This window comes from Faecalibacterium sp. I4-1-79, from assembly GCF_023347235.1.
Taxonomy (GTDB): Bacteria; Bacillota; Clostridia; order Oscillospirales; family Ruminococcaceae; genus Faecalibacterium; species Faecalibacterium tardum.
In genome coordinates this window covers 933348-948919 of sequence record NZ_CP094467.1, presented here as the reverse complement: position 1 = coordinate 948919, position 15572 = coordinate 933348, and the positions used below count along the sequence as shown (strand labels likewise).

At 51.9% G+C, this 15572-nt stretch carries 18 protein-coding genes and 3 pseudogenes; 18 read left to right on the top strand and 3 right to left on the bottom strand.

All coding sequences use genetic code 11. The features are described from left to right. Positions 1-3: 3 nt before the first annotated feature. From MTP36_RS04630 to MTP36_RS04595, 9 genes and pseudogenes are all read left to right on the top strand, one after another. A complete protein-coding gene (locus tag MTP36_RS04630) occupies positions 4-243 on the top strand; it encodes a hypothetical protein (RefSeq protein ID WP_120081570.1) in 240 nt (79 codons plus the stop codon). A 41-nt stretch (positions 244-284) separates the two neighbouring features. Then, positions 285-485 (top strand): hypothetical protein, encoded by a 201-nt coding sequence (locus MTP36_RS04625; protein WP_215674057.1) that lies wholly within the window; start codon positions 285-287, stop codon positions 483-485. Then, positions 409-846 carry a DUF3846 domain-containing protein gene (locus tag MTP36_RS04620; RefSeq protein WP_249253834.1) on the top strand — a complete coding sequence of 146 codons (438 nt, stop codon included), beginning with the start codon at positions 409-411 and terminating at the stop codon, positions 844-846. The genes MTP36_RS04625 and MTP36_RS04620 overlap by 77 nt, the downstream gene beginning before the upstream one ends. A gap of 30 nt (positions 847-876) precedes the next feature. Further along, entirely contained in the window at positions 877-999 is a 123-nt protein-coding gene (locus tag MTP36_RS15940; RefSeq protein ID WP_256466536.1) for a hypothetical protein, read from the top strand. Positions 1000-1121: 122 nt separating this feature from the next. After that, the gene (locus MTP36_RS04615) at positions 1122-1322 is read left to right on the top strand and encodes a transposon-encoded TnpW family protein (RefSeq protein WP_249253832.1); all 201 of its coding nucleotides are present in this window, start codon (positions 1122-1124) and stop codon (positions 1320-1322) included. A 28-nt stretch (positions 1323-1350) separates the two neighbouring features. Further along, positions 1351-2010, top strand: a pseudogene (locus MTP36_RS04610) (DNA topoisomerase); the annotation flags it as partial. Further along, positions 2010-2897 carry an LPD16 domain-containing protein gene (locus MTP36_RS04605; protein WP_249253828.1) on the top strand — a complete coding sequence of 296 codons (888 nt, stop codon included), beginning with the start codon at positions 2010-2012 and terminating at the stop codon, positions 2895-2897. The pseudogene MTP36_RS04610 and the gene MTP36_RS04605, both read left to right, overlap by 1 nt. 47 nt (positions 2898-2944) lie before the next feature. Continuing rightward, a complete protein-coding gene (locus tag MTP36_RS04600) occupies positions 2945-3421 on the top strand; it encodes a YodL domain-containing protein (protein ID WP_249253826.1) in 477 nt (158 codons plus the stop codon). After that, positions 3411-3614, top strand: coding sequence for a transposon-transfer assisting family protein (locus MTP36_RS04595; protein WP_249253824.1), 204 nt, complete (start codon positions 3411-3413; stop codon positions 3612-3614). The genes MTP36_RS04600 and MTP36_RS04595 overlap by 11 nt, the downstream gene beginning before the upstream one ends. Here the strand turns inward: MTP36_RS04595 and MTP36_RS04590 are convergent. After that, positions 3550-3825 (bottom strand): DUF5131 family protein, encoded by a 276-nt coding sequence (locus MTP36_RS04590; RefSeq protein WP_249253822.1) that lies wholly within the window; start codon positions 3823-3825, stop codon positions 3550-3552. The genes MTP36_RS04595 and MTP36_RS04590 overlap by 65 nt on opposite strands. A 389-nt stretch (positions 3826-4214) precedes the next feature. Here MTP36_RS04590 and MTP36_RS04585 point away from each other — a divergent pair, with 389 nt between their 5' ends. The 7 genes and pseudogenes from MTP36_RS04585 to MTP36_RS04555 all read left to right on the top strand — a co-directional run bounded on the left by MTP36_RS04585 (position 4215) and on the right by MTP36_RS04555 (position 9514). Further along, positions 4215-4889, top strand: coding sequence for an alpha/beta hydrolase (locus tag MTP36_RS04585; RefSeq protein ID WP_044960443.1), 675 nt, complete (start codon positions 4215-4217; stop codon positions 4887-4889). Positions 4890-4909: 20 nt separating this feature from the next. Beyond that, positions 4910-6385: an amino acid adenylation domain-containing protein gene (locus tag MTP36_RS04580; protein WP_055058585.1), complete on the top strand. Its 1476-nt coding sequence runs from the start codon at positions 4910-4912 to the stop codon at positions 6383-6385. Next, positions 6385-6855 carry a GNAT family N-acetyltransferase gene (locus tag MTP36_RS04575; RefSeq protein ID WP_005924656.1) on the top strand — a complete coding sequence of 157 codons (471 nt, stop codon included), beginning with the start codon at positions 6385-6387 and terminating at the stop codon, positions 6853-6855. Before MTP36_RS04580 ends, MTP36_RS04575 begins: the two co-directional genes overlap by 1 nt. Positions 6856-6934: 79 nt before the next feature. Continuing rightward, positions 6935-7832 (top strand): annotated as a pseudogene (locus MTP36_RS04570) (radical SAM protein). Between the two features lie 43 nt (positions 7833-7875). Beyond that, complete coding sequence (locus tag MTP36_RS04565) at positions 7876-8097, top strand: MmcQ/YjbR family DNA-binding protein (protein WP_226815879.1); 222 nt, start codon at positions 7876-7878, stop codon at positions 8095-8097. A gap of 51 nt (positions 8098-8148) precedes the next feature. Then, positions 8149-8739, top strand: a complete 591-nt coding sequence (locus MTP36_RS04560; RefSeq protein WP_249253820.1) for a DUF1003 domain-containing protein — start codon at positions 8149-8151, stop codon at positions 8737-8739. Positions 8740-9049: 310 nt separating this feature from the next. Then, positions 9050-9514, top strand: coding sequence for an Hsp20/alpha crystallin family protein (locus MTP36_RS04555; protein WP_005924644.1), 465 nt, complete (start codon positions 9050-9052; stop codon positions 9512-9514). A 116-nt stretch (positions 9515-9630) separates the two neighbouring features. Here MTP36_RS04555 and MTP36_RS04550 read toward each other — a convergent pair whose 3' ends face one another. Then, positions 9631-9915, bottom strand: a complete 285-nt coding sequence (locus MTP36_RS04550) for an NAD(P)H-hydrate epimerase (protein ID WP_249253818.1) — start codon at positions 9913-9915, stop codon at positions 9631-9633. A 427-nt stretch (positions 9916-10342) separates the two neighbouring features. Continuing rightward, positions 10343-10750 carry a hypothetical protein gene (locus MTP36_RS04545; protein WP_249253816.1) on the bottom strand — a complete coding sequence of 136 codons (408 nt, stop codon included), beginning with the start codon at positions 10748-10750 and terminating at the stop codon, positions 10343-10345. Between MTP36_RS04545 and MTP36_RS04540 the strand changes: the two genes are divergently transcribed. Both MTP36_RS04540 and MTP36_RS04530 read left to right on the top strand, forming a co-directional pair. Next, entirely contained in the window at positions 10749-11102 is a 354-nt protein-coding gene (locus MTP36_RS04540) for a TnpV protein (protein WP_117930556.1), read from the top strand. The genes MTP36_RS04545 and MTP36_RS04540 overlap by 2 nt on opposite strands. Next, positions 11030-15535, top strand: a pseudogene (locus tag MTP36_RS04530) (DEAD/DEAH box helicase family protein); the annotation flags it as partial. The gene MTP36_RS04540 and the pseudogene MTP36_RS04530, both read left to right, overlap by 73 nt. Positions 15536-15572: the final 37 nt, after the last annotated feature.

The following is a 15572-nucleotide window of genomic DNA, read 5'->3' as shown; positions in this document are numbered from 1 at the left end:
AGCATGGATACCGAAATGACCCGCTATGAGAGTTTCGCAGAAGTCACGGAGGACTTTTACTGTTCCGCCGTTGATGTTTTGAAGATTCTGGTTCTCCGTCTGCACGACTACCATGCTCGTTGCTTCCATTCTCTGCGGGATGCTCTGTACGACTATTTTTCTACCGATGCCGCACCGCATACTCATGCCAATGTTTCCACTAAGCATACCGTCACCGCATCTAGCGCTCCTCGTCCTCCCTGAGAGGATTCTTCTCACAGTTCAGTCAATGTAGGAGGTTTGCTATGAATTATATTTATTCGTTTATCATTTTTGAAGCTGGTGCCTTTTCCGGCTTCTTTGTGGCAGCTCTGTTGAACGCCGCCCGTGCTGGGCAGGAAATCACTATCAAATTTGAGGAGGAAGATAATGGAACAGAACGAGAACACTCTGTCGGTGCTGAAAATTGCACCGGGGCAGTATCCGCAGCAGGTCGAGATCGATAACGACCTGAAAGCCTTGCAGCAGGCGGTGGGCGGCTCCATCGGCGCAAGCTACCCTTTTGAAGATCCGGTTGCCATCGTCTATAACGATGACGGCAAGCTTATGGGTCTGCCGCTGAACCGTGCCCTGTGGGACGAGGACGGGCTGATGTACGATGTCATTGCCGGAACCTTTCTGGTGGTAGGTCTGGGCGAGGAAGATTTTGTATCGCTCTCCCCGGAAATGGCGCAGAAGTACGAGCAGCTTTTCCATCAGCCGGAAGCCTTTCTGAAACTGGGCAACCGTCTGCTGGTGCTGCCGGTGCCTGATGAACCTCCCGCAGAAAAGCCCCGCACCAAGCCTCCGGCAGAGTATGACCGCTAAAATCACCCTGCTGCACGGGAGGTGATGGCAGTGCAGGAAGAAATCGAACAGAAGTCATTCAACATTATGATCTCTACCACCAAGCTGTCTGCCCGGACTGTCCTCCGGACGGTAAAGGCGGCGTTTCGGCTGTATCACGCTCTTAAAAAGTGAAACGGCAAAATCCAAGTGGCAAAACCCAGATACCTTGCCACTTTGCCACTTCGCCACTTCAACCTCAAAACCACCGCCCCATGTATGACCGCATGGGGCTTTTCTCATGGAAAGGAGAGCCTATGAACAACGACACCAGCAACCGCAGCACCCCCGCAACCGCTTCCCCTCTGACCGTAAAGGAAACCGCGCCACCTGTAATGATAAAGAAAATCGGAAAGACCACCTACCGCGTCAAAATCCATTTCAGTGAAACGAGTAAAGAAACCATGAGCGACAAAATCAAGCGTCTGATTTTGAATGACAGCGAAAAAAGTTCTTAAACACCCTTGACAAAACGTATCAGAGGACACCCTGTTACACTCGATGGAAACCGCCAGTGCAGACAGTATGCCGGAGGGCGTGGAGCGTCAGGGCATCGGCACTCCGGCTACCAGAGCGGCTACTATCGAAAAACTGGTGCAGAAGGGCTTTCTGGAGCGGAAGGGCACCAAGAAAACCAAGGTGCTGCTGCCCACCGACAAGGGCAAAGCCCTCATCACCGTGATGCCCGAAGAAATTCAATCCCCGGAAATGACCGCCGATTGGGAAACAAAGCTGCTGCAAATCGAACGTGGCGAAATGGAGCCGAGTGAATTTATGACCGAAATCAATACGATGATTACCGAACTGGTAAAGAACACGGAAATGAAAAAAGGAGTGAATGCGCTTATGAAAAACAAAATCATTGGTGTCTGCCCGAATTGCGGTGCAAATGTTGTGGAGCGTGAAAAAGGCTGGTTCTGCGAGAACCGGGAGTGCCGTTTTGTCCTGTGGAAGGACAATGCGTTCTTCAAGCGTCTGGGCAAGCGGCTGGACGCTCATGTGGCGGACAAGCTGCTGCGGGATGGTCGGGTCCGGCTGAAGGACTGCAAGAGTGCCAAGGGCAAGACCTACAATGCCACCGTGCTGCTGTCCTGTGAAGCCGATGGCCGCAGCAAGTTTTCGCTGGAATTTGAAGGTGGGTGCTGATGGAGCAGATAAAAGAAGCGGTCTACCTTATCAACGATGAACGCTATCTGCATCTCCGGGAAAACGGTGCAGGGGTCGGCTTTGCCACTTATAACAAGGTAACTGGTGAGCCGCTGGAAAGCGGGCAGATCTCGGAAAAGAACCTGCCGCCCGATGGCAGGAACGCCATTCCTGCTGCCCGGAACTGGTATCTGTTTGAACTTTCGGACGATGACCGCAAGGCCATCCAACAGGAAAGCGTAAAGATCCTCGAAAACATCCCGCAAGCTGGTATCGGCAGACGGCGCATCTGGGAGCCTGAAACGCTGCCGAAGGATATTCGTCTCATCAACAGCCACTATGACGACCTCTACCGCATTCCCGATGGCGGAGTTGTACAGGTGGATTACCCGGATGGGCGCAGCTTTACGGCACGGCTGGAACATCTGGATGATTACCACTTTGACATGGGCGGTTTGGGCAATGTGTTCCACATCTGCCAGTTTGCCGAGGTCATGGAACGGAACCATGCCGACTTCTACCCGGAAATTCAGACACAAGACGAGCAGGCTGCATGGGAACTGGGCGGCAAAGGCTACCTTGCCATCCAGTCCTGTGAGGATGGATGGGACTACACCCTCTACCACAGCGATTATTCTGTGATGGACGGCGGGCAGCTGGGTGCCCCGGAACTGACCATTCAGGAAGCCCGTGAGCAGATTCTGGAAGCACACCACATGGAAAAGGGCCGGCGGCTACTGCAGGACTACGATGCAGTCATGGATAAAGTTGCGGAAGCCGAGGAACTGAGTGCAGACCATCGCCCTTCCACACTGGAAAAGCTGGCAGAACTGGCAAGTGATGCGTCTGCGCCAAAATCCTCTGCACGTTCTGCGCCAGAACTGTGAGGTGGACGATGCAGCAAAAATGGAACCAGAATTTTGACGGTGGACCCATGACAGACATCCCGCAGAAGTTTCTGAACGCAGGGTGCGATGTTTATATGGTGATGCAGCTGCGGCATGACGAAAAAATCCTTGATGAAAGATTTGCTTCTATGCGGGAGTTGAATCGTCGAGGCAAAACGCCCGACCCGGAGCATTACGAGGTCACCTACTATGCTGATCTGCCCGCCATGTGGCAGGATGTGCCGGACAACGAGGTTCTGGAAGAACTATTTCAGATGTTCAACCTCTCCCGTCCGCAGGATTTTGAGGGGCACAGCCTGTCGGTCAGCGATGTGATCGCACTCAAACGCAATGGCGAGGTGTCTGTGCATTATGTGGACAGCATCGGCTTCAAGGAACTGCCGGGGTTTCTGGATACAAAGCCGGAACGTCCTTCGGTGCTGATGAATCTCAAGGAAAAGTGCGATGCCCCGGAGTGCAATCCCACTGTCTGCCGGAAAGCGAGGAATGGACATGAACTTTGACCATGAAGAACTGATGCTGATGATGCTCTACAACACCGGCACCCGGCTGGGGCTTATCCACGAACTGCGGCTCATGCAGTGCTACCTGATGCCCGACGAAATCGCCCTGCGGGAGTTGTCAGAGGGAGTTATCGAAAAGCTGAAACTGCTGACCGATGCAGAGTTCTCCGAACTGGAATTTCCCCCGAACTGACTTTTGCCGCCTGCGGGCGGCGTACATAAGCTCTTTTACAATGCCATTTGGTGTGGTATACTGAACTCGACAACTCGGAATTTGTCTTGACTTTATAAATTTCCCCGCCTGATTTGCCCCGTTCATTGTCCAGATAGTACATATAGCAGTGGTCACAGCCCTCACAGTATTTGCGGCAGCCATGCCAGGGATTCCAAATATCACTGCTCATACCGATTCCTTTCCAGTTCGCAAATCAGACTGTGAGGCATTCTTCGTGGCCCACGTACCGCACCAATCCCATAGGCTTTCAGCTTCTCAAACGGGAGAAAAGACGGGTTGTACTGATCCAGCTTTTTCAATCTCATCACATGGTTCATATGTACGTTGCCATCATCATAATGGTAAGGAATATTGACTTCTGTAGCTTCGCACCGATATAGAACAGCGGAAACCGGGGCCGTAACATATAGACAGACAACATCGCCAACGGCTACTTCCTCCTGTTTATAGCCTTGGTCAGTAGTTTGATACTATGTACGAACTTTCTGCGTACTTGCTTTCGTTTTCGGATACCGTACAATATTTATACAATGAATCGTCAAGAGAGGAGGCAACAAGGTGACTTCTTTAACCATAGAACAAAAAAGAGTGGACATATACCCAAGCGCAAAGCCGGGCAGCCCAGTTATCTATCTCAACACCTTTTCCAATGCCGTTAACAGTGTGTATAAAAACCTGATGGCGCTCGGCTGCCCAGATTTCTGTCTGGTGGCGGTCAGTCAGCTGAAATGGGATCATGACATGACACCGTGGTATATGGGGCCGATCTCTAAACACGATACGCCCTGCACCGGGGGTGCGGATGATTACCTGAAACTGCTTCTGGATGAAATTATGCCGGAAGCGGAAGCGCTCCTTCCCGGTGCGCCCGCCTGGCGGGGCCTCGCCGGTTACTCGCTGGCCGGGCTGTTCGCCCTCTACGCTCTCTACCAAACGGATGTGTTTGCCCGCGCAGCGAGTATGTCAGGTTCCTTCTGGTTTGATGGCATCATGGAATATGTGTGCTCCCATGAGATGAAGCGCAAACCTGACTGTCTGTATTTTTCTCTCGGAGACAAGGAGAGCTCCACCGATAATCCGATTTTGAACGTTGTGCAGCAGAATACGCAGGAGATAGAAACACTGTGCCACGGGAAAGGCATCGAAACCACCTTCGTACTGAACAGTGGCAGCCACTATCAGGCGTGCAACAAGCGCACAGCGGCTGGCATTCACTGGATATTAAATAGATAAACCGACAAGGAGATAAAACGATGGATACGATCTATTCGCTTTTTCAGAAGGTAGTTAAAGAACATGAAAATGCCCCGGCTATCATTGAAAACGACCGCACCATGACTTTTGGAGAGCTGTCCAACATGGTGGATATGATCACGTGCAGCTTTCCGCAGGAAGTACACAGCATCGGCATCGTCATGCGTCACCGAACCGAGATGATTGCCTCGATTCTGGCGGTACTCAAATGCGGCGGCCGATATGTCCCAGCCGAGCCGGATTTTCCCACCGGGCGCATCCATGACATGATGACCGAGGCACAGGTGGATTTTGTGCTGACGGAACACGCCTTTGCGCCCAAACTGAGCAGTTTCCCCATCCGCTATACAGATTGTGAGATCTGCGGCGTGGAGACGCCCTCCTGGAAGCGCAACGCCATCGAAGACCCGGAACGCCCCGCCTATGTGCTGTATACGTCAGGTACCACCGGGCGGCCCAAAGGTGTCTGTGTCACCAACCGCAATGTTTGCCATTATGTCCGTGCCTTTGCCAACGAGTTCCATCCCGGCCCCGGTGATGTCATGCTGCAATATTCCGTCTGTTCTTTTGACATCTTTGTGGAGGAAGTGTTCACCAGTCTGCTGAATGGTGCCGCTCTGGCCATCCCCGCTGACGAGGATAAGGCCGACATCCATGCATTGATGGCTTTTGTGGAACGCCACCATGTGACTATGATCAGCGGCTTTCCGTATCTGCTGGCAGAAATGAACCACCTGTCTGTCATTCCGTCCTCTCTGCGGCTGCTTATCAGCGGCGGCGATGTGTTGCGGGGCGTTTATGTGGATCACCTGCTGAACAAAGCAGAGGTTTACAACACCTACGGCCCCTCCGAGACAACGGTCTGCGCCTCCTATTACCGTTGTAATAGTGGAACTGTGCTGGAGGACGGTACCTATCCCATCGGTCATCCTGTACTAGGTGCGCAAATCAGGATTCTGGATCAATCTGGCAACGAGGTTGCCAAAGGGCAGACGGGTGAGATTTGCATTTATGGCGGCGGTGTATCTCTGGGCTACATTGGCGACCATGCCGAGGAAAACAGAGCTTTTGAGCGGCAGCCGGACGGTAGCACCATGTACCGCAGCGGCGATTTGGGCTATATCCTGCCGGATGGCAACATTGCATTCCTGCACCGCAAGGACGACCAGATCATGATTTACGGCAAGCGGGTGGAACTTGCCGAGGTGGAGTCCCGGCTCTATCGGTGCAAGGATGTGCAGCAGGCTATTGTCCGGGCTTTTACAGACGAGGATGGACTGTCCTATATGACCGCCTATGTGGTGCCTTCCGACAATAAGCTGAAAGTCTCGGAAGTAAAAAAAGAACTGTCTGAAAATTTGACTTCCTTTATGATCCCAGAGTTCTTTGTGAAGATGAAGCAGATTCCTTTGAATGTCAACGGTAAGCCGGATGTGTCGAAACTGCCGGTGGTAATGAAAGCGGGGGCATTATAATGGAGATTCAGATCCGGCAGGCCACGATCCAGGACCTGAATGTATTGATGCAATGGCGAATGGAAGTCTTGCATGAGGTATTCTCCATCCCCTCGGAGCGGTCTGTAACAGAGCTGGAATCGGAAAATCGCCGCTACTATCAAACAGAACTGCCGCAGGGCGGACATATTGCCTGCTTTGCCTACGTAGGGGAGGAAATCGTCGGCTGCGGCGGGATATGCCTCTATCATGAGATGCCCTCACCGGACAATCTAAACGGGAAATGTGCCTACCTGATGAACATTTATACCCGGCCGCAGTTTCGCGGACACGGCATAGGGAACAGGATCGTCAGGTGGCTTGTAGAGCAGGCTCGTCAGCGGCATATTTCAAAAATTTATCTTGAAACCTCAAACAAAGGCAGGCCGCTGTATCAAACAATCGGTTTTGCCGATATGAAGGATATGATGAAACTGTCCCGTGAAAAATAAGCAAAATCAAAGGAGCATACATACAATGGAGCCAATCATCTGAAACGTTGAAGTAAAAAGCGTCCTCACAAAATCCAATTTGCCTGTGAGTGATTATTCGGTCAATCCTTATGTGGGCTGTGGCCACGGCTGCAAATATTGCTACGCATCTTTTATGAAGCGTTTTACCAATCACCCGGAGCCCTGGGGAGAGTTCATAGACGTTAAATTTTGGCCGGAAATCAAACACCCGGAGCGGTATGCAGGGAAAGAACTGTTTCTCTGTTACGTGACCGACCCATATCAGCCGCTGGAGGAAACCGTCTGCCGCACCCGCGCCATTTTGGAGCAGATGCAGGGCAGCGAATGTAGCCTCAGTATTGCTACCAAGTCTGACCTGGTGCTGCGTGACCTTGACCTCATTAAAACATTCCCCAATGCGCGGGTATCCTGGTCGATCAAACACACTGGACGAAGATTTTCGCGCTGATATGGACAATGCAGTGAGCATTGAGCGGCGGCTGGCCGCTATGAAAGCATTCCATGATGCTGGTGTGCGCACCACCTGCTTTATCTCGCCGATTTTCCCCGGCCTCACCGACCTGCCCTCCATCATCCACCGGGCGAAGAATCAATGTAATTTGGTCTGGCTGGAAAACCTAAACTTGCGGGGCGGTTATAAGAAAACGATTTTTGACTATATAACGGAAAAACATCCAGACCTGCTGCCGCTGTACGATACCATTTACAATAAAAAAGAACGCAGCTACTGGTCAATGCTGGATGCGCAGATGCGGCAGTTTTGCCAAGAGGAAGGGCTACTGTATGTCCGGGATGATGATTCCATCAAACGCCCGTTCAACGATCCGCCTATCGTGGTCAATTATTTTTTCAACGAAGAGATTATCCCTCGGCCAAAATGCAATAGTAACATGCAGAAAGCTAGAAGTTGTAGAGGTGAGGTTATGAAACGCGCAGAATTAGAATCAGACATATAACGCCGAGACAGATTATCCGTGGCTCAAATATCCGAATTATGAGGTGTTCCGGCATTGTAATAATCGGAAGTGGTTTGCTCTGATTATGGATGTACCAAAGAACAAGCTGGGGCTGCAAGGCGAAGAAATGCTGGAAGTGGTCGATTTCAAATGTGACCCAATTCTGATTGGCACACTACGAGAGGAGCCCGGCTTCTTCCCGGCGTATCACATGAGCAAGGATAGCTGGATTACTGTTGCACTGGATGTGCAGCGTATCAGATGACAAAATCAAAATGTTGCTTGATATGAGTTATGAAGCAACGATACCCAAAACATGCAAAAAGAGATACTGATAAATTCCCGTTTACTACCCAAGAACATCCATGAGAGAGGAGTGACCGTTATGAAGGAAAACAGAAAACTATTAAAAGAGGTGCTCAAGGACATCCGGCACGACATGACCGATGAGGAAGTGCTGAATCTGCTGGCAGACAGTAAGATCTCCGTCAGTCCTGAAAGCGAAAAAGAAAAGTATACGCTGGGGCAGCGTGCAGCAGATTCCATTGCAAAATTTGCCGGAAGCTGGGCGTTTATCTTTTCCTTTACCGGTGTTCTGATTCTTTGGATGGTGGTCAACACGGTGCTGGCTGCCAAAGCGTTTGACCCGTATCCGTTTATTCTGCTGAATCTGGTACTGTCCTGTGTGGCGGCAATTCAGGCACCGTTGATCATGATGAGCCAGAACCGTCAGGAGGAAAAAGACCGCCGCAGAGCGGAAAATGACTATAAAGTCAACCTGAAGACCGAGATCATGATTGAGGACCTGTACGATAAAGTAAACGCCATTCTTGCCAAGCAGTCCGCACTGGAAAAGCGGCTGCAAAACGATGGCAAAAATCATACAAAGCAGCAGGAAAACAACTGAATCCTAGCTTTTTTGCGCCAAAATGGGATAAGCCGGAAAGAAAACGGTGTGCGATTCCATCTCCCGGTGTTGATTTTTGTCTCATTGTGGTAATGGGGGAAAGACAGATACAAGATATTGTTGCAAAAGTATTATTTTTTTGTGAATATTAGCACTCTACTATTGACAGTGCTAAAATGCAGTGCTATAACAGTGGCGTGCTCAGGAGGAAGGGAAAAAGGAGAGCCGCAAGACTCCCCGGAAAGCTCTTCCGAGTGGACGCTTCAGATTTTTTGCCCCGACCCGAACGCCGGGATTGGAGGAATGATTTATGCTTATGCCGACTGTTTTCCATGAAAACCTGTTCGATGATTTCTTCGATCCGTTCTGGAATGACGCTGCACTGGAACGTATGATGAACCGTGAGGCTCGTGATACCTTTGGTAAGCGTGGTGCAAACATGATGAAGACCGATGTCAAACAGACGGACAACGGTTACGAAGTAGCTGTTGACCTGCCGGGCTGCAAGAAGGAAGACGTTCAAATGGATCTGAACGACGGCTACCTGACCATTCAGGCAGTGCGCAGCCACAGTAATGACGAAAAGGATAAGAAGGGCCGCTATCTGCGGCACGAATCCTTCTCCGGCACCTGCGCACGCAGTTTCTACGTGGGCGATGTGAAGAAGGAAGACATCCACGCAAAGTTCGAGGATGGCGTCCTGCACGTCGAGCTGCCTGCTCCTCAGCAGACGAAGGCTTTGCCTGAGAACCCGAATCTGATTGCAATCGAGTAAAACGCCGGTCGTGTGCGCCAAGGCACAACGCACATAAGATGCCCCCGGAGAGCCGCAACAAGCCCTCCGGGGGCATTTTTTGTTTCCCGGTATTTTTCCGCAGCGGCAAGCCTTCGTCAAAACTCCGGGTGCCATTCATCCCGGATGCCAATGTCAGCACAGATGATTTTTCCGCACAGCGGCGCAGAAGCTTCTGCCATATGCAAAGGCTTATAACTGTCGAAGATTACGGTCAAATCTGCATGGGCAGCACCCTCGGCAACCTCCCCGGTATCCGTGTTGATGCCGCTGGGCAGGTCTACAGCCAGCACAAAGGTGTCGCTCTTATGCAGAAGGCGTATCAGCCCGCAGGCAGCAAGACCGGAAGGCCGAAGTGCGCCATAAACTACCATAGATTCCATAAGCGAGTGACCTGAAAAGGCCGCTCGCTTTTTTGTTTACAACGAGATTGAAGGGAGGAACGCTATGCCAAGCAAAACCGAAGAATATCTCGCCCTTGCCCAGCGCACGGCGAACGGCTTGACTCGGTACTGGGAAAGCTGGACGGACTATCTGACCACCGCATCCCGGCTGTACAAGTACCCCTTTGCAGACCAGCTGATGATCTACGCCCAGCGGCCCGATGCCACCGCCTGCGCCGACTATGACATCTGGAACAACCGGATGAACCGTTATGTCCGGCGCGGTTCTAAGGGCATCGCCCTGCTGGATGAATCCAGCGGATTCCCGCGCCTGCACTACGTTTTCGATGTGTCGGACACCGGGGTGCACCGTAATTCCCGTGACCCCGACCTGTGGCAGTACAACGATGACCTGAAACAGCCGGTTTCAGAAATGCTCGCCGCCACCTACGGCATCAGCGGAGAGCGTGTCAGCCAGCAGCTTGCGGATGTTGCCGGGAAACTGGTGGCGGATTACTGGGACAACAACAGCGAGGACATCAGCGCCATCGTTGACGGTTCGCTGCTGATGGATTATGATAGTGCCGGGTTGGAAATGCAGTTCAAGTCTGCCGCCGCAATCAGCATCACTTACACGCTGCTGGAACGGTGCGGATTTGAACCGGATGGCTATTTTGACAAAGACAGTTTTCAGGCTATCTACAATTTTTCCACCCCGGACACTGTCTACACACTCGGTGCCGCAGTCAGCGACATCAGCCGCGAAGTCCTGCGCACCGTAGAGCGGGCAGTCAAAACGACCATCCGCCGCCGAAACAATGAAAGGAGCCAGCATGAATATGAGCAGCAATCTGAGTTACACGCAGACCGGGGATTATCTTCTCCCGAACCTGACCCTGCATCAGCCAAAGACCCCGCTGGGCAAGTACGGCAGGATGCGCCTGAACTTTCTGAAACAGCAGCACCCGGTGCTGTACCACACGATGCTCCTGAACGGGAGCCTGTACCCGACTCTGACCGAACTGGAGCAGACCGCAGCAGCAATGAAGGAGCAGATGATAGTCGATCTGCTGGCGAAGAACCCGGCACCGGACAAAGAGAAGAACCAGATAGCGTGGGTGCAGCACATGAACAGCCTGCGGGAGCAGGTCGAGGAAGTGATTCGGACGGAGCTGATCTACAGCTAAGTTTTCTGGATGCGAACATCCCCACCGAAGCCCAGCAAATCGAAAAAGTCGACCGAGCGGAGAGCGAAAAAACGCCCTCCGCTTTTGTTTTGTCGCAGGCGGAGATTGAAAATGCGCTGCGGAGAGGTTCCAATGTTGAAGGCAGCAAACTTCGGATATGGAAAATTTATCAGTTGCAGCCTGACCGAAAACTCCGGGCAAAAGCTCTTGCCAAAGAATATGCACCGTATGGCCCCGGCGGTTCTTCACACACTTATCTGGACGGAAGCAGTGGTTGGCTTGACCATGACAGCAAGGGTCTGACGTTTGAGCATTATCCCGACCATCAGAAAGTGCTTCTCCGCTGGGATCGGGTCGAAAAATATATTGACCTGATGATTCAGTCTGACCGCTACCTGTCGGACAAAGAAAGAAGAGCCATCGACTTTCCCCTTGAACTGAACGCCGCCAGTGCAGCCGAATACACTGCATTAAAGGCGCAGCACCCGGATACTCTGGTTGGATTTGAAGCTGGCAGCAATTTTATGTTCTATGGAGAAGATGCTGCCAAGGTCGCAAAAGTTCTCAACAGTGCTTTGTTTACGAGAGAAACAGCACTGGGCGAAGTTCAGGTCACAGGCTTTCCACCTAGTTTATGGGCAAGAAAGTCAAAAGAATTGTGGTCTGCGGGCAATAATGTTTACCTTGCCGGATTGAACGAAGATGGGACTCATCACCAGACTAAACATCTGCACAAAGAGGACTATCTGCCCATCGGCTCCATCATCAATATGGATGGCCGGAAATTTCGGATTGACGGAGTGGATTTTGATAAGGGCAAGGTTTCCTTGCAGGATATGGCACTGGCCGACCTGCGGATGCCAATTTTTCGGGAAGAACCGCTATCTGTTGTCCGGGAATTGTACGAACAGCAGGACGAGGCCCTTGACGCTGCTCCCGAAAAGGCTGTTGATTATAAGGTCGGGGACGATGTTGTGGTAGACCTTCTCACACGAACCATCGAGGGCAAAATCGGCTATGTAGGCGAAACGGATGTTCGCATTGACACCAGCGCACAGGGACAGTCGTGGGATAACGAAGTAATCAATAAGCAACAATTCGAGGACGGGCTGCGGCAAGTTGAGCCGCAACTCTCTGACGAGAAACTGGACAAACTGCCCATCTCTACCGTGATGGACGGAAAGGTGCAGACCTTCCCGGATGCCGCTGCCTTAGACGAAGCTCTGAATGCTGTGCCTGCCGGGAACTTCCACATCACGGACGACCATCTGGGCGAGGGCGGTGCAAAGCAGAAGTACGCCCGGAACATTGAAGCCATCCGCACCCTGTTCAAGCTGGAACAGGAGCATCGCGGTGCCACCGCCGAGGAGCAGCAGGTGCTTTCGCAGTATGTAGGCTGGGGCGGTCTTGCAGATGTCTTTGACCCCAACAAGGAAAACTGGTCTGCCGAGTACACCCAACTGAAAGGGTTGCTCACCGAAGAGGAGTATGCCGCCGCCCGCGCTTCCACTCTGAATGCCCACTATACCTCTCCGGTGGTAATTCGCGCCATCTATGATGCTGTGGAAAAGATGGGCTTCCAGTCTGGAAATATCTTGGAGCCTTCCATGGGTATTGGCAACTTTTTCGGTATGCTGCCCTCTGGCATGGCTGACAGCCGTCTGTATGGTGTGGAACTGGATTCCATCACCGGACGCATCGCCCAAAAACTATATCCACAGGCCGACATTACGGTTGCTGGCTTTGAAACCACCGACCGCCGAGATTTTTACGACCTTGCCGTAGGTAATGTCCCTTTCGGTCAGTACAAAGTCAACGACAAGGCGTACAACAAACTGGGTTTTTCTATCCACAACTACTTTTTCGCCAAGACTATCGACCAGATCCGACCGGGCGGCGTGATTGCTTTCGTGACCAGCCGTTTCACGATGGACAGCAAAGACAGCAGTGCCCGCAAGTACATGGCGGAACGTGCTGATTTGCTGGGAGCCATCCGCTTACCCAACAACGCTTTTAAGGCAAATGCAAGCACCGAGGTTGTTTCGGATATCCTCTTTTTGCAGAAGCGTGACCGCCCTGCGGACATCGAACCTGCATGGGTGCAGCTCGGTAAGACCGAAGATGGCTTTGCCATCAACCAGTATTTCGTAGACCACCCGGAAATGGTGCTGGGAAATTTGGAACTGGAAAGCACCCAATACGGTCACGACCTGACCGTTGCGCCCATCGATGGCACTAGCCTTGCCGATCAGCTTGCCGAAGCGGTGCAGCACATCGAGGGCAATTACACTGCGGTGGAGATTGCTGCCCCGGACGTCGCAGATGTGGAAGCACAGCGCAAAACGCTGCCCGCAGATCCTACCGTGAAAAATTTCAGCTATACTGTGGTGGATGGCGAGATCTACTACCGCGAAAACTCCATCATGACGCAGGTGGAATTGTCCGATAACGCCAAGGGGCGTGTCACTGGCATGGTGGAACTGCGGCAGATTGTCAACGAACTGATTGACCAGCAGTTGAACGACTACCCGGACGAGGACATTAAGGCGACACAGGCAAAGCTGAACGCCGCCTACGATGCCTTTACTGCAAAATACGGACTGATCAACGACAAGAAAAATGCCCGCCTGTTCGATGATGACAGTTCCTACTATCTGCTCTGCTCACTGGAGAATCTGGACGAGAATAAAAATCTCAAGTCCAAGGCAGATATGTTCACCAAGCGGACGATTCGGCCAGAGCGTGTTGTCACCAGCGTGGATACCCCCAGTGAAGCACTGGCAGTGTCCATCGGGGAGCATGGCAAGGTTGATCTGCCTTATATGGCAGAACTGCTGGGCACACCCGGCGAGTACGGGCGCATCACCGCAGAGCTTTCCGGTGTGATCTTCAAGGACCCTGCCGCCGATGTAGACGACCCGGAAGCCGGCTGGCAAACAGCGGACGAATACCTTTCGGGTAATGTACGCGATAAGCTGCGGATGGCACAGCTTGCTGCGGAAAGTCACCCGGAGTTCAAGGTTAATGTGGACGCACTGACCAAGGCGCAGCCCAAAGATTTGGAGGCATCTGAAATTGATGTGCGGCTGGGTGCCACATGGCTTGCCCCCTCTATTGTGCAGCAGTTTATGATGGAAACTTTTCAGCCGCCCTATCGTATCCGCTATAACAATGCCATCACCGTTCGCTACTCCCCTTACACTTCCGAATGGCGGATCAGCAATAAATCTGCTACTGGCTTTGGTGACATTATGGCCACTGAAACCTACGGTACCCGCCGAGCCAACGCTTACAAGATTTTGGAGGATACCTTGAATTTGCGTGACAGCCGCGTTTATGATACCATCGAGGAGGATAGGAAAGAAAAGCGTGTGCTGAATCAAAACGAAACCACCCTCGCCCAGCAGAAACAGCAGGCCATCAAGGATGCTTTTGCTGGCTGGGTCTGGAAAGATCCGCAGCGGCGTGCCTTATTGGTGAAGAAGTACAACGAGCTTTTTAACAGCACCCGCCCCCGTGAATACGATGGTTCCCACATTCATTTTGTGGGCATGAACCCGGAGATCAATTTGCGAGAGCATCAGCGCAATGCGGTTGCCCATGTGCTGTATGGGTACAACACCCTTTTGGCGCACGAAGTCGGTGCCGGCAAGAGTTTTGAGATGGCGGCTTCCGCTATGGAACTGAAACGTCTGGGCTTGTGCCAGAAAAGTCTTTTTGTCGTGCCAAACCATTTGACGGAACAATGGGCCAGCGAGTTTTTACGCCTGTACCCCAATGCGAAGCTGCTGGTTACCAGCAAGAAAGATTTTGAACCCGGTAATCGAAAAAAATTCTGTGCGAGAATTGCGACCGGCGACTACGATGCAGTTATCATCGGACACAGCCAGTTTGAAAAGATACCCTTGTCCGCAGAACGACAGGAGCGTCTGATTCAGGAACAGATGGATGAAATCGAGGAGGCCATCGAAGAAGCGAAAGCGCAGGTTGGCGAGCATTTCACGGTAAAGCAACTGGAAAAGCTGCGCAAGTCTTTGAAGCAGAAATTGGAAAAGCTGCAAGGCACAGACCGTAAAGATGATGTGGTTACGTTTGAACAATTGGGCGTAGACAGGTTGTTTGTGGACGAGAGCCAAGCGTTTAAGAACCTCTACTTGTACACGAAAATGCGTAATGTCGCAGGTTTGAGCACGAGCGAGGCGCAAAAATCCAGCGATATGTTCGGCAAGTGCCGCTATCTGGATGAAATCACCGGAGGCCGTGGCGTGATTTTTGCAACGGGTACACCCCTGAGCAACAGCATGACCGAGATGTATACCCTCATGCGCTATCTCCAGTACAACACCTTGCAGCAGAAAGGGCTGACCCATTTTGATGCGTGGGCTTCTACTTTTGGTGAAACTACTACTGCCATCGAACTTGCGCCCGAGGGCTATACTTTAATAGGACGATAAACTTGATTGTCCTAAA